The organism is Pseudomonas matsuisoli (genome assembly GCF_014647635.1).
Taxonomy (GTDB): domain Bacteria; phylum Pseudomonadota; class Gammaproteobacteria; order Pseudomonadales; family Pseudomonadaceae; genus Pseudomonas_P; species Pseudomonas_P matsuisoli.
The window spans coordinates 81,979-101,327 of record NZ_BMPO01000010.1; the positions used below are offsets into that span (position 1 = coordinate 81,979).

General features: G+C 59.8%; 20 protein-coding genes. 7 read left to right on the top strand and 13 right to left on the bottom strand.

Annotated features, from left to right (window positions below):
* Positions 1–9: 9 nt before the first annotated feature.
* From lptB to IEY47_RS18725, 6 genes are all read left to right on the top strand, one after another.
* Entirely contained in the window at positions 10–735 is a 726-nt protein-coding gene (gene lptB / locus IEY47_RS18700) for an LPS export ABC transporter ATP-binding protein (RefSeq protein WP_188985516.1), read from the top strand.
* Between the two features lie 211 nt (positions 736–946).
* Positions 947–2,452, top strand: coding sequence for an RNA polymerase factor sigma-54 (locus tag IEY47_RS18705; RefSeq protein ID WP_188985518.1), 1,506 nt, complete (start codon positions 947–949; stop codon positions 2,450–2,452).
* A gap of 143 nt (positions 2,453–2,595) precedes the next feature.
* Positions 2,596–2,904 (top strand): ribosome hibernation-promoting factor, HPF/YfiA family, encoded by a 309-nt coding sequence (hpf, locus tag IEY47_RS18710; protein WP_188985520.1) that lies wholly within the window; start codon positions 2,596–2,598, stop codon positions 2,902–2,904.
* Positions 2,905–2,919: 15 nt separating this feature from the next.
* Positions 2,920–3,384: a PTS IIA-like nitrogen regulatory protein PtsN gene (gene ptsN, locus IEY47_RS18715; RefSeq protein ID WP_188985522.1), complete on the top strand. Its 465-nt coding sequence runs from the start codon at positions 2,920–2,922 to the stop codon at positions 3,382–3,384.
* Between the two features lie 68 nt (positions 3,385–3,452).
* Positions 3,453–4,310 carry an RNase adapter RapZ gene (gene rapZ / locus IEY47_RS18720; protein WP_188985524.1) on the top strand — a complete coding sequence of 286 codons (858 nt, stop codon included), beginning with the start codon at positions 3,453–3,455 and terminating at the stop codon, positions 4,308–4,310.
* Positions 4,311–4,320: 10 nt separating this feature from the next.
* Complete coding sequence (locus IEY47_RS18725) at positions 4,321–4,593, top strand: HPr family phosphocarrier protein (RefSeq protein WP_188985526.1); 273 nt, start codon at positions 4,321–4,323, stop codon at positions 4,591–4,593.
* A gap of 7 nt (positions 4,594–4,600) precedes the next feature.
* Here IEY47_RS18725 and IEY47_RS18730 read toward each other — a convergent pair whose 3' ends face one another.
* The 5 genes from IEY47_RS18730 to pmbA all read right to left on the bottom strand — a co-directional run bounded on the left by IEY47_RS18730 (position 4,601) and on the right by pmbA (position 8,570).
* On the bottom strand, positions 4,601–5,488 hold the full coding sequence (locus IEY47_RS18730) for a ZIP family metal transporter (RefSeq protein ID WP_188985528.1): 888 nt from the start codon (positions 5,486–5,488) through the stop codon (positions 4,601–4,603).
* A 53-nt stretch (positions 5,489–5,541) separates the two neighbouring features.
* Complete coding sequence (locus IEY47_RS18735) at positions 5,542–6,156, bottom strand: superoxide dismutase (protein WP_188985530.1); 615 nt, start codon at positions 6,154–6,156, stop codon at positions 5,542–5,544.
* Positions 6,157–6,168: 12 nt separating this feature from the next.
* A complete protein-coding gene (locus tag IEY47_RS18740) occupies positions 6,169–6,639 on the bottom strand; it encodes a DUF2753 family protein (protein WP_188985532.1) in 471 nt (156 codons plus the stop codon).
* 1 nt (position 6,640) lies between these two features.
* The gene (locus IEY47_RS18745; protein WP_188985534.1) at positions 6,641–7,051 is read right to left on the bottom strand and encodes a FagA protein; all 411 of its coding nucleotides are present in this window, start codon (positions 7,049–7,051) and stop codon (positions 6,641–6,643) included.
* Between the two features lie 163 nt (positions 7,052–7,214).
* Positions 7,215–8,570 (bottom strand): metalloprotease PmbA, encoded by a 1,356-nt coding sequence (pmbA, locus tag IEY47_RS18750; RefSeq protein ID WP_188985536.1) that lies wholly within the window; start codon positions 8,568–8,570, stop codon positions 7,215–7,217.
* 130 nt (positions 8,571–8,700) lie between these two features.
* Here pmbA and yjgA point away from each other — a divergent pair, with 130 nt between their 5' ends.
* Entirely contained in the window at positions 8,701–9,219 is a 519-nt protein-coding gene (gene yjgA, locus IEY47_RS18755; protein ID WP_188985538.1) for a ribosome biogenesis factor YjgA, read from the top strand.
* 59 nt (positions 9,220–9,278) lie between these two features.
* Here yjgA and tldD read toward each other — a convergent pair whose 3' ends face one another.
* The 8 genes from tldD to mreC all read right to left on the bottom strand — a co-directional run bounded on the left by tldD (position 9,279) and on the right by mreC (position 19,255).
* Positions 9,279–10,736, bottom strand: coding sequence for a metalloprotease TldD (tldD, locus tag IEY47_RS18760; RefSeq protein WP_188985540.1), 1,458 nt, complete (start codon positions 10,734–10,736; stop codon positions 9,279–9,281).
* Positions 10,733–11,590 carry a carbon-nitrogen hydrolase family protein gene (locus tag IEY47_RS18765; RefSeq protein WP_188985542.1) on the bottom strand — a complete coding sequence of 286 codons (858 nt, stop codon included), beginning with the start codon at positions 11,588–11,590 and terminating at the stop codon, positions 10,733–10,735. The genes tldD and IEY47_RS18765 overlap by 4 nt, the downstream gene beginning before the upstream one ends.
* A gap of 40 nt (positions 11,591–11,630) precedes the next feature.
* Positions 11,631–15,482 carry a YhdP family protein gene (locus tag IEY47_RS18770; protein ID WP_188985544.1) on the bottom strand — a complete coding sequence of 1,284 codons (3,852 nt, stop codon included), beginning with the start codon at positions 15,480–15,482 and terminating at the stop codon, positions 11,631–11,633.
* Positions 15,483–15,522: 40 nt separating this feature from the next.
* Positions 15,523–16,980: a ribonuclease G gene (gene rng, locus IEY47_RS18775; RefSeq protein WP_188985546.1), complete on the bottom strand. Its 1,458-nt coding sequence runs from the start codon at positions 16,978–16,980 to the stop codon at positions 15,523–15,525.
* Complete coding sequence (locus IEY47_RS18780; protein WP_188985548.1) at positions 16,977–17,576, bottom strand: Maf family protein; 600 nt, start codon at positions 17,574–17,576, stop codon at positions 16,977–16,979. The genes rng and IEY47_RS18780 overlap by 4 nt, the downstream gene beginning before the upstream one ends.
* Positions 17,573–17,707, bottom strand: a complete 135-nt coding sequence (locus IEY47_RS20615; protein ID WP_268240494.1) for a hypothetical protein — start codon at positions 17,705–17,707, stop codon at positions 17,573–17,575. The genes IEY47_RS18780 and IEY47_RS20615 overlap by 4 nt, the downstream gene beginning before the upstream one ends.
* A gap of 86 nt (positions 17,708–17,793) precedes the next feature.
* Entirely contained in the window at positions 17,794–18,279 is a 486-nt protein-coding gene (gene mreD / locus IEY47_RS18785; protein WP_188985550.1) for a rod shape-determining protein MreD, read from the bottom strand.
* Between the two features lies 1 nt (position 18,280).
* Positions 18,281–19,255, bottom strand: coding sequence for a rod shape-determining protein MreC (gene mreC, locus IEY47_RS18790; protein WP_229779525.1), 975 nt, complete (start codon positions 19,253–19,255; stop codon positions 18,281–18,283).
* Positions 19,256–19,349 lie beyond the last annotated feature (94 nt).

Below are 19,349 nucleotides of genomic sequence, written 5' to 3' on the forward strand. Positions count from 1 at the left end.
GTTTCGCTAATGGCCATACTCAAAGCCCAGCACCTCGCTAAGAGCTACAAAAGTCGCCAGGTGGTTCGCGATGTCAGCCTGTCCATCGAAAGCGGGCAAATCGTCGGGCTCCTAGGCCCTAACGGCGCGGGCAAGACGACCTGTTTCTACATGATCGTCGGTCTAGTTCGCGCGGATCAGGGTCGCGTTCTAATCGACGACCTCGACGTCAGCTTCCAGCCCATGCATGGCCGCGCACGATCAGGCATTGGCTACCTGCCCCAGGAAGCCTCGATATTTCGCAAGTTGACCGTGGCCAACAACATCATGGCCATCCTCGAAACCCGTAGCGATCTCGACAAGGCAGGCCGGGAACAAGCACTGGAAAACCTCCTGCAGGAATTCCATATCACACATATTCGCGACAGCCTCGGCATGAGCTTGTCGGGCGGCGAAAGACGGCGTGTCGAAATCGCGCGCGCATTGGCGACCGAACCGAAATTCATCTTGCTGGATGAGCCGTTCGCAGGGGTCGACCCCATCTCCGTGGGCGATATCAAACAAATCATTCATCACCTGCGAGACAAGGGCATTGGTGTTCTCATTACCGACCATAATGTCCGGGAGACGCTGGATATTTGCGAGATTGCCTACATCGTGAATGACGGCCAATTAATAGCCGAGGGGAGTGCCGAAACCATCCTTGCCAATGACTTGGTCAAAGAGGTGTACCTGGGGCACGAATTCCGACTGTAATCGCACCGGCTTTCGTTTATCACCCACGGATAAACGTAGCCGACCAGCGTTTTAGCTGGCCTAACGCGTCATAAACGACGAAATTGCGTCAAAACGGGGGTAGGCAAACGCCACGGAATCAGGCATATAATTTGCTTAACGCATGCGCCGCACTGGCGATCTGAAATGGACGGACGCTGAAGCGTCAGTAATCTAGGTGCGATCCTCTGTCATGAAACCATCGCTAGTCCTGAAGATGGGCCAGCAACTGACGATGACACCGCAGTTGCAACAGGCCATTCGCTTACTCCAGCTTTCCACCCTCGACCTGCAACAAGAGATTCAGGAAGCGCTCGACTCCAACCCCATGCTCGAGCGCCAGGAAGACGGCGAAGATTTCGATACGTCCGATCAGATGGCGGATGCCGCCGAGAAAGGCGACACAGCGCCTACTCACCAAGATAGTTTTCAGGAATCCTCCGTCGCTACGAACAACGAAGCAGAAAACTTCGATGAAAGTGACTGGAGCGAGCGGATTCCCAACGAGCTTCCTGTCGACACCGCTTGGGAAGATATCTACCAGACAAGCGCCAGCAACCTTCCCAGCAACGATGACGATGAATGGGATTTCTCGGCGCGAACGTCCGCAGGAGAAAGCCTGCAGAGTCACCTGCTCTGGCAACTCAACCTAGCGCCGATGTCGGACACCGATCGCCTGATCGCAGTGACGCTGATCGACTGTATCAACGACCAGGGCTATCTTGACGAAAACCTGGCCGACATCACCGCCGGGTTCGATCCTGAGCTCGAAATTGAAATGGACGAAGTGGAAGTTGTCCTGCGCCGTATCCAGTCGTTCGAACCGACCGGTGTCGGTGCGCGAGACCTTCGTGAATGTCTCGCTCTACAGTTACGGCAACTCCCTTCTCATACCCGCTGGCTTACCGAAGCACAGCGCTTGGTGAACGACCATCTCGACGTTCTGGCCAGCCGCGACTACAGCCTCCTCATGCGTCGCATGAAGCTGAAGGAAGACGAACTGCGGCAAGTCATCGAGCTCATCCAGTCGCTGAACCCGCGCCCAGGCTCGCAGATAGAGGCCAGCGAGCCTGAGTACGTGGTCCCCGACGTCATCGTTCGCAAACACAACGAGCGCTGGCTGGTGGAATTGAACCAAGAAGCGATGCCGCGCCTGAGGGTCAATCCGCAGTATGCGGGTTTCGTTCGTCGGGCAGACTCGAGCGCGGACAACACCTTCATGCGCAATCAGCTCCAAGAGGCCCGCTGGTTCATCAAAAGCCTGCAGAGCCGTAATGAGACGCTGATGAAGGTGGCCACACAGATCGTGGAACACCAACGCGGCTTTCTGGACTACGGCGACGAAGCAATGAAGCCACTGGTGCTGCACGACATTGCCGAAGCCGTAGGCATGCACGAATCGACGATTTCGCGCGTGACCACGCAGAAGTTCATGCATACACCGCGCGGCATTTACGAGCTGAAGTACTTTTTCTCGAGCCACGTCAGTACGGCCGAGGGCGGCGAATGCTCCTCCACCGCGATTCGCGCGATCATCAAGAAATTAGTGGCCGCTGAAAATGCGAAAAAGCCATTGAGCGACAGTAAGATCGCTGGTTTACTGGAAGAACAGGGTATCCAGGTAGCGCGCCGCACCGTCGCGAAATACCGCGAGTCGTTAGGGATTGCTCCTTCAAGCGAACGCAAGCGACTGATGTAACGCGTTGCCAGGCTCTTGGACTGCGACCGACATGAATAACAAACATACGTCGTCGGCCAGCCGCAAGAACCGAAAGCCGAAGTGTTTCCGCGGTGATCGAGCGATCGTTCACTGCGTCGCATAGGCAACAAGGAGAACGCGGTATGCAAGTCAATATAAGTGGGCATCAGCTGGACGTCACCGACCCCCTCCGTGAGTACATCGGGGAGAAATTAGGGCGACTGGAGCGTCACTTCGACAAGATCACTAACGTACAGGTGATCATGCAGGTAGAAAAACTCAAGCAAAAAATAGAAGCCACACTTCACATCGCTGGAGGCGAAGTCGTCGCCAACGCCGAACACACTGACATGTATGCCGCTATTGACCTGCTGGCCGACAAGCTCGACCGGCAACTCATCAAACACAAAGAGAAGCAGCTCGATCGTCAGCAAGGGCTTTATGCCCGCTGATACATCGCATTCATCATGATCCGACTTGAAAACATACTGACCCCCGGACGCGTGCTTGCCAACGCTCCGGGTGGCAGCAAGAAGCGCGTCCTCGAACAGATCGCCAAGCTCGTTGCGCAAGATGTTCCTGATATGGATGCCCAGCAGATCTTCGAGAGTCTGGTCGCGCGCGAGAAGCTCGGTTCGACCGGCTTCGGCAACGGTATCGCAATCCCTCACTGCCGCCTGAACGCCTGCCGTACCCCTATCGCGGCGGTATTGAAGTTACAGACAGCCGTCGATTTCGATGCCCTCGATGGCGCCCCCGTGGATCTGTTGTTCGTTCTGCTGGTTCCAGACTCGGCCACTGAGGAGCACTTGCAGTTGCTACGACAAATCGCAAGCCTGCTCGACCGCGCCAGCGTGCGCGAACAACTTCGTAAAGCCCCGGACAGCGAAGCGCTGTACGAGAAAGTCATCGAGATTCAACGCGAGCAGTAACGTGGAAGACGATCGCCCATGACGCAACAGCCCTCGCATCAACTCTCCACCGGAAGCAGGATGGTGTCATGCGACTGATTATCGTCAGTGGTCGATCGGGATCGGGCAAGAGCACGGCACTCGATGTACTCGAGGACAACGGTTTTTACTGCATCGACAATCTGCCAGCCGGGCTGCTCCCGGAGCTCGCTGAGCGCGCCCTGCTCCATACCGAGCTGCTGCACCCCCAAGTCGCGGTATCCATTGACGCGCGGAATCTACCGAGCCAGCTCAAACGCTTCCCTGAACTGCTCGCGGAAGTAAAAGCCCGTTATATTCAGTGCGACCTGCTATTCCTCGACGCCGAGGACGAGACGCTGTTCAAGCGTTTTTCGGAAACCCGGCGCCGCCATCCATTGACCAGCGAAACGCGCTCGCTGGCAGAGGCCATCGATGACGAACGCAAACTGCTCGCGCCCATCATCGAGCTGGCCGACCTGAAGGTCGATACGACGCAACTCAACCTGTATCAACTGCGCGACCTCATCAAGGTCCGACTGCTGAACACGCCGGAACCTGGTACGGCCTTCTTAATCGAGTCCTTCGGCTTCAAACGCGGTATGCCCGTCGATGCGGACTTAGTGTTCGATGTCCGCTGCCTTCCCAATCCATACTGGAAACCCGAGCTACGCGATTACTCCGGCCTCGATCAACCGGTTGTGGATTACCTTCAGGCGCAACCGGACGTCGAAGAGATGTACCAGGACATCCAGGCCTACTTGTCGAAATGGTTGCCTCGCTTCGCTGCGAGTAATCGCGCATACGCGACCGTTGCAATCGGATGCACGGGCGGACACCACCGATCCGTATACCTTGCGGAGCGCCTGGGCGCCGTATTGAAAGATACTTTGAAAAACGTGCAGATCCGCCATCGAGATCTGACTTAAGGAATTGGCAATGCCGGCTCGCGAAATCACCATCATCAACAAGCTTGGCCTGCATGCACGCGCCGCCGCCAAATTCGTGGGCGTCGCCAGCTGCTATTCCTGCGATATCGGCTTAGGCCGGTCCGCCGATCAAACCGTCGACGGCAAGAGCATCATGGCCGTCATGATGCTTGCCGCAGGCCAGGGCACGACATTGCATCTAAAAACTGAAGGCCAGGATGCGGAGAAAGCAATGGACGCGCTTGTGGCACTGATCGAAAACCGCTTCGACGAAGGCGAGTGATTCGCCACTACGCCAGGGCGGTATCGAGCACCATCATCAGGCAAAAACCCGCAACGAGTCCCAGGCTTGCAACCATGTCATGGCCATTGCGCTGCGATCGCGGAATGATTTCGTGAATGACCGCAAACAACATCGCGCCTGCAGCCAGTGACAATCCCCAGGGCAATACCACGGTCGAGACTCCGACCAGCCACGCGCAGATCACTGCGAACACTGGCTCTACCAGGCCTGAGGCTGCACCAATCAATACCGCTTTGGAACGGCTGACACCGGCACCGAACAATACCAACGCGACGATCATGCCTTCAGGTGCGTCCTGTAGCGCGATGCCCAGCGCTAAGCTATCAGACCCCTGCAGCCCGCCGCCGGTGGCAACGCCAACGGCCATGCCTTCGGGGATGTTGTGCAGCACGATTGCCGTCACAAAAAGAATGACACTTCGATCCAGCACGCCGCGTTCGGATACTGAGCGTGGCGCCGGAGACGCGTTAGGAAGAATACGGTCGTAGCACAGCAAACCGACCATGCCCAAGACGACACCGGTCGCCGTTAGGAGGCTGGCGCTCCAGTCGCCGTAACCCTGCTCTTGAGCCGCGCCGATGGCGGGTGTTAGAAGAGAAAACACAGTGGCAGCGAGCATCACACCGCCTCCGAAACCCATCATCAGGTCTTCGGTGCGCTGCGAGATGCTACGGATGAAAAGAACCGGCAACGCCCCCAGAGCAGTGCCCAGGGCACACAGCAAGCCGTCCCGGAGTGCATGTCTGATTGCCGGCGGCCAATCCGTTGCCATCGAAGTGGGCAACCACTCGAAGGCAACGACAGCGCCAACCAGCAACCCAAACAGACTGACTAAACTGAAAATACGCAGCTGGGAATGGGTTGTGGTCAGCATGGGCACCTAGGGGAAACGTTGTCCTGTTTCGACTACGGTGTGATGCGGTCCGTTCAGCCGGCAATAGCGGCCTTGTAGCGGCGCTCGACTTCAGGCCAATTGATGACGTTGTAGAACGCACCGATGTACTCAGGCCGACGGTTCTGATAGCGCAGGTAGTACGCGTGCTCCCAGACATCGAGGCCCAAGATCGGCGTATTCCCGTTCATCAGCGGGCTGTCCTGGTTGCCGGTGCTTTCAACGACCAGCTTTTTCTCCGGCGTCACGCTCAGCCAGGCCCAGCCGCTGCCGAAACGGGTTAGCGCCGCTTTGGTGAATGCTTCTTTGAACGCCTCATAACCACCCAGTTGCTCGCTGATTGCCTTGCCAACGTCACCCTGAGGATCACCACCGCCGTTAGGCGTCATCACCGTCCAGAACAGCGAGTGGTTCGCATGGCCACCACCGTTGTTGGTCACCGCATCGCGCTTGGATTCGGGGACGTCCTTGATGCGGCGCATCAACTGCTCGACTGGTAGGTCAGCCAACGCGTCACCTTCCAGTGCGGCGTTAAGGTTATTGACGTAGGTCTGATGATGCTTGGTGTAGTGGATTTCCATCGTTTGCGCATCGATGTGCGGCTCGAGTGCGTCATAGGCGTAAGGCAAATCAGGCAGTTGGTAAGCCATTTTCTTCTCCTTTCAGTGATACGAATGTCCAGAATCCTGCACGAAATCTAACCCCTCGTGAGCGATCCTCCTATTCAAGAGACGCTCTATGGGCGGATAGGTGCCCCAATCTCTGACGAATTCCAACAATGCAGCATAGCTTCGATTGGAATGACGCAGGGCTGCCTGGTGCTGCGCAGGCGATAACACAGGGCTGCAACAATGCTGAGTCAGTTCGGCATGGCAGGCACATAGATATTCGGACGCTTTTTCAGGCTGCTCTAGACTGATATGCAGGTCGGCCAGATTGTGATGCGTGATGACGAACGCCGCGAAGGCGCCGTCCTGATCTCTCCACTCCAGTAACGAAGACTGGACCCAGGCAAGCGCACCGAGATACACCTCACAGGCCTCTTCTAGGCGCTGGTCCCGGAAAAGCCGGTTACCCTGCTCGATCAGGGTGATCCAACGTTGCGCCGAGGAATCAAGGGCAGCTGCGCTCATGTCAGGGGCGCCACTGGCGGTGGTGACGCGCCTCATGGCGCGAATAGAGCGGTAAGGATTGCTCCAACTGCGTCATTGCGAGACGCCGGCTCAGCGCTGAGACACGCTGGCGATGCGCAGCATCGCGCGCCAGCTGTTCCAGCACATCGATCGGCCTGCACGCGCGGCTTAGGCACTGCTGACGCCAAGCGAAAGGCAAAGCGAGATCCAACGCGGTCTCATGAAGCAGTCTGAAATTCGCCTCATGCGCAAACCACGCATCAAGCTGCCCGCAATGGACCATGGCTTCGGTTTCGACGTTCAAGCGCGCAAAGATCAGATCTTCGCCATGGGAAAAAGGCAGCGCGCATCTGACGCGGGTTCTCAACCAATGCCAATGGTCCAGTGATGGCTTCTTGCGCTGGCTGTCCATGAGACCTCCGCTATCGAATTGATAATCGATATTATTCGCGAAAGAGAACCAGCACAAGATTGCATCCTGCCCATTTCAGTCTGTCGATGGATTACCGGAGGACGAGACGCTACATCGCTTCGCTATGCTCACGTTCGCGGCAGTCCCGCAAGGCACGCCGCGTTCAGGAACCAGCCACGGTCATGCGATCGATCAGCACCGAGCCTGTACGGATATTCCCTCGCGTATCCACGTCACGGCCCACCGCTACGATGCCGCCGAGCATGTCTCGGAGATTGCCAGCAATAGTGACTTCCTGAACGGGGAATTGAATCTCACCGTTCTCAATCCAGTAGCCACCCGCCCCGCGAGAATAATCGCCCGTCACCAGGTTGAGCCCCTGCCCCATCAGTTCAGTGACGAGCAGTCCGCGCCCCATCCGTCGAATCAGCGCCTGCTGGTCTTCCTCTCCGTGACTGACGAACAGGTTATGCACGCCGCCTGCGTTTGCCGTGCTGGGCATGCCCAACTTACGCCCCGAATACGTGCTGAGCACGTAGGAAACGATGTCCCCACCTTCCACGAACGGCTTGGCATAGGTCGCTAGGCCATCGCCATCGAACGTCGCGCTCCCGAGCGCGTGTGGAATATGGGGACGTTCGTCCAGATTCAACCAGGCAGGAAAGAGTCGCTGACCCAGTGAGTCCTGAAGAAACGACGATTGCCGATAAAGGCTGCCGCCGGAGATGGCCGCCAGGAAATGACCAAAAAGTCCGCTGGCAAGCTCCGGCGCATAAAGCACGGGTACGTCGCAGGTCGGGACCGGACGCGCACCGAGACGGCTCAAGGTGCGCTCTGCCGCGCGGCGCCCAATCGACTCCGGCGTTGCCAGCGAGGATGCGCTGCGACTCACGTCATACCAGTAATCGCGCTGCATCTGGCCTTCCCGCTCGCCAATCATCACGCAGCTCAAACTGTGCCGAGTGGACGCCCAGCCACCCACGAACCCATGACTGTTGCCGTAGATGCGGCAGCCCTGATGCGTGCTCAGGCTGGTTCCGTCAGCTCGAAGCGCTTGTGGATTAACCTCGAACGCCGCCGCTTCGCATCGCAGCGCCTGTTCGATAGCGCTCTCTGGCGAAATTGCCCATGGATGGTAGGCGTCCAGATCCGGTAGTGCGTCGGCCTTCGCCATGAGCGCTGCGTCGGCAAGCCCCGCGCAATCGTCTTCCGAAGCATGTTTGGCGATCGCCAATGCGGCCGCGACCGTTTCCTGTATCGCCGCGTCACCGCTTGCCGAAGTGCTTGCCGAGCCCTTGCGCTGGCCGACATACAACGTGATGCCAAAACCCTGGTCGCGGTTGAACTCGACCGTCTCGACCTCCCGTTGGCGAACGGTCGTCGACAACCCTTGCTCCACGGACACAGACACCTCGCAGGCCGTTGCCCCCTGGCGCTTGGCCTCAGCGAGAATGCGCTCGACGCGTTCCTTCAGTGCCGGCAAGGCCTGCGGGCCCACGACTTCATCTGTAGCACTCATATGCTCTCCTATACCTTGTTTGACGTCCGCGCCGCTTCGCGTTGCGCTGGACAGCCGTCGCTGCCGGGCGGACCGGACAAGCGAGGTTCGACTGGTTATCATGGCGGCGTTTTTCAACCCGGAACGCCCCATGGCTGAATCTTTCGACGACTTCTCCGAAGAGAAGAGTAAATCCCAGATCAAACGCGAGCTTCATGCCCTGCAGGCTTTGGGCGAACGTCTCACCACGCTCAAACCTGAGATGCAGGAACGCTTGCCGCTCAGCGACGACATGCGCCGCGCCCTGGAAGCGGCCCCGAAGCACAAGACGCACATTGCCCGTAAGCGTCATATCCAATACCTGGGCAAGCTCATGCGGGATCAGGACGTCGAGGGTATTCTCGCCATCGTCGATCAGCTTGACAGCTCGACTCGCGAGTACAACGAGCGCTTTCATGCCCTCGAGCGCTGGCGCGATCGTTTGGTCGCGGGCGACGACGAGACGCTCGAAGCGTTCGTCGCCCAGTACCCAGAAACCGATCGACAACATCTGCGCGGGCTCATCCGCCACGCCCAACACGAAACCGCACACAATCGCCCGCCGACCGCCACGCGTAAGATCTTCAAATACATTCGCGAGGTCGATGAGCGCCAACGCGGGCTGCTCTGAGCGATCCCACTGCTTGAAGGGCGCAGCGCTCTCGGCGGCGCGCGCCTCACTCGCGCATATCACGCGCCAGTGCCACCCACGGTAATCGCGTCAATTTTCAGCGTCGGCTGACCGACACCTACCGGCACTGATTGGCCGTCCTTGCCACAAGTGCCCACGCCGCCATCCAGTTGCAGATCGTTGCCAACCATCGAGACACGGCTCATTGCCTCCGGGCCATTGCCGATCAGGGTCGCCCCCTTCACCGGCGCCGTGATACGCCCGTCCTCGATAAGGTAGGCCTCGCTCGTGGAAAAGACGAATTTGCCGCTGGTGATATCCACTTGGCCGCCACCGAGATTGGAGCAGTAGATACCTTTCTTGACCGAACGAATGATCTCTTCAGGATCGCTTTCACCGGCCAGCATGTAGGTGTTCGTCATGCGCGGCATCGTCAGGTGGGCGTAGGACTCACGTCGACCATTCCCCGTCGCGGGGACGCCCATCAATCGGGCGTTCAGCTTGTCCTGCATATAACCCTTGAGAACGCCGTTCTCTATCAGGGTCGTGCACTGCGTCGGCGTACCTTCGTCGTCCACACTGAGCGAACCGCGACGGTCCTGCAATGTTCCATCGTCCACAATCGTACACAGCGAGGACGCGACCTTTTCGCCCACGCGCCCGCTGTAGGCCGAACTGCCCTTGCGATTGAAGTCCCCCTCCAGCCCATGCCCGACCGCCTCGTGCAGCAACACGCCGGACCAGCCGGGCCCCAATACCACCGGCAACGTTCCAGCCGGCGCAGCCTTGGCTTCGAGGTTCACCAGCGCCTGGCGCAATGCCTCACGCGCATAGCTGACCGCGCGGGTTTCGCCATTGGCGAGCGGCTCCAGGAAGTAACGGTAGTCGGTGCGCCCGCCGCCGCCGTGCCCGCCACGCTCACGGCGACCGTTCTGCTCGACGATCACGCTGACATTGAAACGGACCAGCGGGCGGATATCCGACGCTAGCCCACCGTCAGTGGAGGCGACTAGGATGCGCTCCCATACGCCAGCCAAGCTCACTGTGACTTGCTTGATACGCGGATCCAGAGCACGGGTGGCCTTGTCCACGTTTTGTAGCAGGCTGACTTTTTCGGCACGACTCAAGACATCCAGCGGATTGCCAGCAATGTACAAAGGCGCAGTTTCGGCCCGGGCGAACGCCTGTACCGACCCTTGCTGACCAGATTGCGCGATGGAGCGTGCCGCACGCGCCGCCTGATGCAGGGCCTCGGCAGTAATGGCATTGCTGTAGGCAAAGCCGGTTTTCTCCCCCGCTAGCGCGCGCACCCCGACCCCTTGGTCGAGATTGAAACTGCCATCCTTGACGATGCCATCCTCAAGCAACCAGGACTCCGATATCTGCCCTTGGAAATACAGATCGCCCGCATCGATACCAGGACCGACCAGCGTTCCTAAGAATGACGGCAGACTATCGATATCCAGTCCACCAGGTGCCAGCAGGTGATCGCTGACCGATTGCAGCATGTCGCTCATGTTTTCTCCGATTCGATGACATATCGCGACGCTAACGTCGCCTTGAAACGTTGGTGGCATACGACAGGCATGCGCGCGCGAATGGATTGCTGTTGAACCGAATCCCGGTCCGCGACCAAGATGGCTTCGCCCAGGTCATGTTCAGTGATAACCGTACCCCAGGGGTCGACGATCATGGAATGGCCATGGGTCTCGCGAGGGCCTGGATGCGTTCCGCCTTGCGCGGCTGCGAGCAGGTAGCACTGCGTCTCGACCGCACGCGCACGTACCAAGACTTCCCAATGCGCCTTGCCGGTTACCGACGTGAAGGCCGATGGCACGCTGATCAGCTCAGCTCCGGCGTTACGGAGTGCACTGTACAACTCCGGGAAGCGTAAGTCGTAGCAAACTGTCATCCCCAAGCGCCCTACCGGCGTGTCCACCACGACGATGTGATCGCCGAAGGCAAAATCGTCAGACTCCCGGTAACGCCCGCGTGCATCGGCAACATCCACATCGAACAAGTGCAGTTTGTCGTACCGCGCGACCCGCCGCCCGCGCTCGTCGAGCAGCAACGAACAGGCGCGGACCTTACCCTTGGGGTCATCATCGGGTGGTAAGGGCAGCGTGCCCCCGACCAACCATACGCCCAATGCTTGAGCGGTCTCGGCTAACCATCGCACGATAGGCCCTTCCCCCGACGCTTCGGCCTCGCCGATACGCTGAGCATCTCGCCGCCCCATTGCTGCAAAATTTTCCGGCAGGACTGCAAGCTTCACGCCTCGGCCAACGGCATCTTCAAGAAGCGCCCTGGCCGTCGCCAGATTTTTCGCCAGATCATCACCACTGACCATCTGGATGACCGCGAGCGACATGGCGCCTCCTTCGATTGGATTGGTCGCAAGCGCCGTACGCTCAAGGACGCTCGAACGTCATTTTGGGTTCCAGCAACGGGCCTTCGACTTTGTAGTGAACGCTGGCGAAACGCGCGACCCGATCCCCCAGAAGGCGATCCACAACGAACAGCGCGCCACCAATTGCCGGCGCACCGACGATCAATGCGGCCAGCGGCAGGTTATTGGTCAACGGTAAAGCGACTTGCATCTGGGCATCGATTTGCTGATTCACCATATCCAACTTACCGTCGATTTCGATATTGGTGGATGGCCCGGTCATGGTAATCGGCTTACGGGTGACGTACATCCCCCGGTCGGCAAGCAAAGTGCCCTTGACCTCGTCATAGGCCAGGCCTCGCCCGAGCAAGTCAGAAAAATCCAGGCGCAAACGCCGACCGATGGCGTTGAAATTGAGCAGTCCAAAGACACGAAGCGCCGATGCCCGTCCTTCGACTTCGACAAAAGCGCCTTTACGCAACCGGGCATCCATCTCTCCGCTGAAGGATTTCAGGCTAACCGCCGCCGGCGACCCCGGCCAATTGCCGTTTACGTCCAGCCGGAAGTCCTCGCTGGTCGCGGTAGGCGCGAACTTCCACGCCAGCAGCACTTCGCTGAGGTTTTCTCCTTCCAGACGTCCTTGGTAATGGCTACGACTGGCCCCTGCAGGCCCGGTCCAGGCGACCGAGCCTGTCAGCTTCAGGCCTTTTTTCAGGTCAAGATCAACATTGTCGAATTGCGCGCCGTTCGGGGTCGGGGTTGCTCGAAACGACCAGGCACCAAGCAACTCGTCGCCCTGGAGTAGACGGTCGATCGTTACCCTAAGGGGGGGCAAGGTCCGCGGATCTAAGTCGGCCAGCGGATCTTTGCGCGCTTCGACGGGGGCATCCGCCGCAGGAGGTGGTTCTGCAGCCGGCAAGCGTAAACGCGACAAGGCGATATCCATCGGCACGTCCTTCGCGTCAGGAATGCCCGCGGTGCCTGCCAAGGTTTCGCTGCCAAGTGTCAGATTCCACCGTCCAGTCGCGCGCTCCAGCAACAGTGAAAGCTTGGCGATATCCAGCCCTGCGCCGGTAAAACGGTCGATATTCAGATCGACACGTCGCACGCCTTGCCCTGGCGCGGGCGCCCCCACGGTATGTTCCGCAGAGGAGGCCTGCGAGGGCGACAGGTACTTCGCCTGTACGGCCTGCCACTCGGCAAGGTCGAATGCGTCCAGATGCCCCGATAACGCCAACCCCGGCGCTTTTGGCTCACTTGCCTGACCACCACCCAGCACCAGCGTACCTTGCAGCGCCTGCCAGTCGTTCCCGGGCAAGCGCAACGCCAGGTTGGCCAATCGATCGTAGTCGGCCCAAAACCGCTGCTCGGGTTGCCCCAGCGTCATCTGGAACGAGGCGGGCCGCGCTTCGGTCGGCGCTTTTCCGAAGGGTGCAGGCAGATCGACCGCCACCCCTTGGAGCGTCGAGTCGATCTTCAAGGTGTTGCCTGCCTCACCAAGATTCAGATCGAGCAGAAACGGTATACGCCCCGACACCGGCAACGGCCGATCGACGTGGAGCCACTCAGCCAATCGTTCCCAGGCCATGTTGCCCGTGGCGGTGACCCGTGAGCGGATATCACCCGCCCTGCCGATGGCGGCGGCCTGTCCTTTGACTGGCTCCCCGAGGAAAACCGCCGTAACGCCCTCTGTGCTCAGGCCTCGCTCGCTGTCGAACCGAAATTGTCCGGCGACACGCTCGAACCGCAAATCCGGCGTAGCGGTGGAGAAGGTGGCGCCCTGCGTCTCGAAGTTCACCACGACCTTTGGCAGCATGCCCTTGCGAAACGGAATATCGAGATCCAGCGTGCCCTGCAAAGGGCCGCGTCCTTGCCATTCGCCGAATCGCTCGGCAGGCGGTATCGGCGCTTCGCTCAACGTTTTCAGGGCATCGTCGACGCTACCAGACACCTCACCCTGCAGTTTCAAGTGAACGATATCGTCGTCAGCCTTCGCGATATCCACCCTCACATCCTTCACCCGGCTGCCGAGAAGCTTCCCCGTGGGCGCTTGCACCCTGACATGGGCGTTCTCGACGAACACCTCGCCGCTGGCTTCACGCAGCAGCGGCCAGCCGCGCTGATACGCCAGCTGCGCATCGCGGGCCTTGGCATACAGCATCAAACGCCGTGCCGTGGGTGGGCTGGCCTTGGACAGCGAGCCCTGATATTGAAAGTAGCCCTCGTCGACCGTTCCGCCCTGAATGGCTGTGGTCAGCCACTCGGCCAATTCCGGGCTGAGTGCCGGCGCACGCGTCGGAATGTAGTCGGCCGTAAACGCCGCGTCGCCGTTACGCAGGCCGACGCGCAGGTCCATGTAGCTTTCCTGAGCGTGGTCACGCTTCAGGCGAATCAGGAAGTCGCCAGCGGCGTTACCTACCGGCCCATCGGCCCGCAGGTAATGCCCGATGAGCGTGAACGCGTCATCATCGAATGTCCACGAGAGCCGCCCTGCCGCATGGTCGTAGCGCCAGGGCTTGGGAAAAAGCTCCGAGAGATGCAGCATGAAATCATCGCTGTCGACCTTGAGCTCGCCTTTGTTCAATCCGCCAGCGATACTTCCGCTGACATTCTCCGCGGCAGGCGCGCCGTGGTAGGCGCCGAACCCGACACGCTCCAGGTTCGCCGCGAGCTGTACCCGCGCTTCTGGGGGCGCGGAAGGGATGTAGCGCAGATCGAGATTACGTATGGCGCCATGCGGGGCGATCGCCTCCAGCGCTTCGCTGGCTTTGGCGGGCAACGGCGCCAGGGCCAGCGCCAGTGGCGTGAGCGGTGCCAGGTCGATCCGATCCGCGACCACCGACCAGGACGCAGGCTCACCATCACCACTCGGCCGCTGGGTGATCAACATGTCGGTCTCGCCCCAGCGCTTGCCTTCCAGCGTTGCCGCCAGTGCATCGAGGCGCAACCGATAGCCCGTGTCCGCATAATCCAAATATGCGGACACGCCCAGGTCGCGCACATCGACTGGGCGTTTGTCTTCGTGAACCACCGCAACCTGCGCAGCGTTCAGTCGGGCCACGGCACGCTGGACCCGCCCCTGCGCCCAATCCAGCCACACCTCTCCGCCACCGGTGAGATGCTGGAGTCGGTATTGCTGCAACAGCGTAGGCGGAATCCACTGCGCCCAATCGCTCTGCGGCAGGCTTAGATAGGCGCGCAAATCGCTTCGGAGGATATCGTTCGGGGCCAGCGCGCCCTGAACGCTAAACGCCAATGGCGCGCCGTCCGGCAACAGTGCGCGCCCGTCCAGGCGCTGCAGGTGGCCATGGGAAGACAGAGACAGATCCAGATAATTAAGCGCAAGCACATCGCCCGCCTGAGGCTGGATGGTGACCTGCGCATCCTGCAGCGCAAGTAATCCGACGTGTTGCAACATCGCCAAAAGCGGACCTGGATCGAACGGCTTCTTCTCAGCCCGGCCCGGAAACCCCTCGACACGCCAGTCGCCGCTGTCCTCTTCGCGAAGCGACAGGCGCAAACCGCTCGCAACCAACCGCGATAGTTGCAACTGACGATCGATGACACTGGCAGGCAGGTCCAGTTCGATGCTCAGGGCATCCAGCCGCAGGGGATTTTCGCCTTCGCCGATTTGCACATCCCGCGCGACCAGCCGCGGCGTCAAGCCATGCCAGCTACCTTCCAGCGCACCGACATGAGTCGGTAGCCCAAAGGCCTGCTCGATGCGTGCTTCAATCTCCGCGCGATATTCGGCAACGGCTGGAATGAGCAGGCGGCCTAGGCTAATCAGCAAAGCGAGCAGGATGATCAGTACTGCCCCAGCCGCGATCACGACACGCAACGCGCGCGAAAGAAACGCCGAGGGCTGACTCATCCTGCCTCGCCTGTGCCCGGTCGGATCAGGCACACGAACTTCACAGCAAGACCACGTCGTATTGCTCTTGCGAATACATGCTTTCGACCTGGAACTTCATCGTGCGGCCAATGAAGATTTCCAGGTCCGCAACGTTCCCCGATTCTTCATCCAGCAAGCGGTCCACGACACGCTGATTGGCCAGGACCAGATAGCCCTCGGCCTGATAGGCACGGGCTTCGCGCAAGATTTCCCGGAAGATTTCGTAGCAGACCGTCTCAGGTGTTTTCAGATTGCCACGCCCCTGACAATGACTGCATGGCTCGCAAAGCACTTGTTCCAGGCTTTCGCGCGTGCGCTTACGCGTCATCTGGACCAGCCCCAGCTCCGTGATACCGATGATGTTGGTCTTCGCATGATCGCGCTCGAGCTGCTTCTCCAGCATACGCAGCACCTGGCGCTGATGATCTTCGTCTTCCATGTCGATGAAGTCGATGATGATGATTCCGCCGAGATTGCGCAGGCGCAATTGGCGCGCGATGGCGGTTGCGGCTTCGAGGTTGGTCTTGAAGATCGTCTCTTCCAGTGTTCGATGGCCAACGAATGCACCGGTGTTGACGTCGATGGTGGTCATCGCCTCAGTTGGATCGATGATCAGATAGCCACCCGACTTCAGCAGCACCTTGCGCTCTAGCGCTTTCTGGATCTCGTCTTCAACGCCATACAGATCGAAGATCGGTCGCTCGCCGGGGTAGTGCTCCAGGCGGTCGGAAACCTCGGGCATGAGCTCGGCCACGAACCCCAAAGCCTTCTGAAACGTTTCTCGCGAATCGATGCGAATCTTCTCGATACGAGGGTTCACCAGGTCGCGCAGCGTACGCAGCGCCAAGGTCAAATCATCGTAGATCAGCGTCGGTGCATTCACGGTCTGCATTTGCGCACTGATCTGGTCCCAAAGACGGCGCAGATATCGAATATCCGCCAGGATGTCTTCCGCCCGCGCGCCGTCCGCAGCTGTTCGCAGGATGAAGCCGCCGGTCTCCTGGATGCCCTCGGCGGCGATGCAGTCGGCGACGGTCTTCTTTAGCCGCTCGCGCTCGGCTTCGTCCTCGATTTTTAGCGAAATACCGACGTGACTCGTCCGCGGCATATATACGAGGTAGCGCGAAGGCACCGACAAGTGCGTCGTCAGCCGCGCACCCTTCGTACCGATTGGGTCCTTGGTGACCTGTACGACAAGGCTCTGGCCTTCTTGAACCAGCGTACTGATGGTCTCGGCCGCGTTACCTTCACGCGTCGATATCTCCGAGGCATGAATAAACGCGGCGCGTTCCAGCCCAACATCCACGAATGCCGCCTGCATGCCCGGCAATACACGCACGACCTTACCTTTGTAGATATTGCCGACGATCCCGCGCCGTTGGGTGCGCTCGACATGGACCTCCTGTAGCACGCCGTTCTCGACGAGGGCCACACGCGACTCCATGGGCGTAATATTGATCAGAATCTCTTCGCTCATCGCGCTTCGCTCTTTGTCTGCCAACAGGAGATACCGACCTTTGCAAGCAAGCCGCTGGTCTCGAACAGTGGCAATCCCACGACCGCCGAATAGCTGCCTTGCAGGCTTTTGACGAAGACCGCACCACCGCCCTGGATCGCGTACCCCCCAGCCTTGTCGGCAGGCTCACCCGTGGCCCAGTAACGCTCGCACTCTTGAGCATCGATATGACGAAATTCGATCCCTGTGCGAACGACGCGGACTTGGGTCTGCGCTTCGAAGTAGACCGCAACGGCGGTCAAAACGTCATGTGACGTGTCTGACAATCGCGCGAGCATACGCAATCCATCCGCACGGTCGACGGGTTTTCCCAGAATCTCGCCTTCGACCACGACTGCAGTGTCCGCACCGAGGACGACCGCATCGCCCGGAACTCGACCGGCGACCGCTGCGGCTTTGGCGCTCGCAAGGCGGCTTACATACTGCTCGGGGGACTCATCGCTGAAAGGCGTCTCATCGATGTCGGCGACGACGATCTCATACGCCAACCCAATCTGATCGAGAAGCTCACGTCGGCGTGGCGAAGCGGATGCAAGGTACAGACGGCGCGACGTCATTGCGCACCCCGCGCCATGACGGGCAGGACCTGCGGCAACCATGCGTGCGCGGACAAAATGAAATGCGGTGTGCGAACGAGCCGCCGATGAACGCTTTCGCGGTCGACACGATCCCGCTGGATCTTGGTCATGCGTAGCCCTCCTTGTTATTGGCATCCGCCGAGCACGAACGACGGCATCGTAGGAAGCCACACGTACCGAGGCGGCGCAGTGATCGCTAGTTGACCCTTAATCGCTGGTGTAGGCCTCTCAGCGCCACCAATACCCACGGCCAGAGCAAGGCGCTCACCACCGCAGGAAGAATGAAGGCAAGGGTCGGCGGACGGTTCCCGGTCAAGGCGTGAAGCCAGAGCTGAACCAATTGCGCGAGCCCATAGACTACCAGCAGAACCAGGCTCTGCTGCCACATCGGAAACATCCGCAAACGCTGCTGCAAACTCAACACGAGGAAGGCGACCAGCGTCAGTATCAATGCGTTTTGCCCAAGCAGGGTCCCGTACAGCACATCTTCAGCCAGACCGAGCACCCAGGCCGTCGTCATGCCTACTCGGTCAGGAAGTGCGAGCGCCCAATAGGTCACGAACAGCGCCAACCACAGCGGACGACCGATCTGCATGAACTCGGGCAAAGGCGCGACACTGAGCAAGAGCGCGACCGCGAACGTGAGCCAAATGACCCAGACCTTTCTTGCGGGGCCAGCCATGTCAGCGATCTCCGTCGGACGGTATAGGAGCCGCGCCGCCTGGCGCAGGGTCCGTTGCAGGGCGTGATTCCAAGGCTGGGGGTGCGACCGGTGTCGCCTCCTGGGAGGGTGGTTTGCCGGCGGCGTCGGAAGAGCGCTCGGCCGCTTCACGGTCAGCCTTTTCCTGAGCGAGCGCCGCATCGTTGGCGCGTTGTTCTGGCGAGCGGGTATCCGTGAAGACCAGCAGCACATAGCGACTTCGGTTCAGCGCCGCTGTTGGCACCGCGCGCACGATCGCGAAGGGTTGGCCGGAGTCGTGAATGACCTCCTTGACCGTCGCCACCGGATAACCGGCCGGGAACCGCTGCCCCAGCCCAGAACTGACCAAAAGGTCGCCCTCACGAATGTCTGCGGTGTCGGCGACATGCCGCAGCTCGAGACTTTCCGGGTTGCCACTGCCTACCGCGATCGCCCGCAGTCCATTACGGTTCACCTGTACCGGAATGCTGTGCGTCGTATCGGTAAGGAGCAAAACCCGCGCGGTATAAGGCATCACTTCCACCACCTGCCCCATCAGGCCAGTGGCATCAAGGACAGGCTGGCCTACGGCGACGCCGTCCTTCCCGCCCTTGTCGATCAAGATGCGATGGGTGAACGGGTTTGGGTCGACACCAATGAGCTCGCCCACCAGTACGTCATCGTCCACCAGTGCCGACGAATTCAGCAGTTCACGCAAACGGACGTTCTGTTCGGTCAGCGCGGCAAGCTTCTGCAAGCGACGCTGCATGAGCAACGCTTCGGCCTTGAGCTTTTCGTTCTCGGCCAACAACTCGCTATGGCTACTGAATTGTTCGTTCGCACGATCCCAGGTTCGCGCAGGCAAGTCGGCCAACCAATAGAACGGCGTGAGCACCAAGCCCATTTGCGACCGTACGGGGCGCAGCGTATCGAAACGCGAGTCGAACACCATCAGCCCGACCGAAAGTACGGCAAGCACCAATAGGTGGATTCCAAAGGAAGGACCCTTGGCGAACAGCATCGGTTTGATGGCGGTAACCTCGCGCAGGGAGCCGAGCGTCGATGGCGGGATC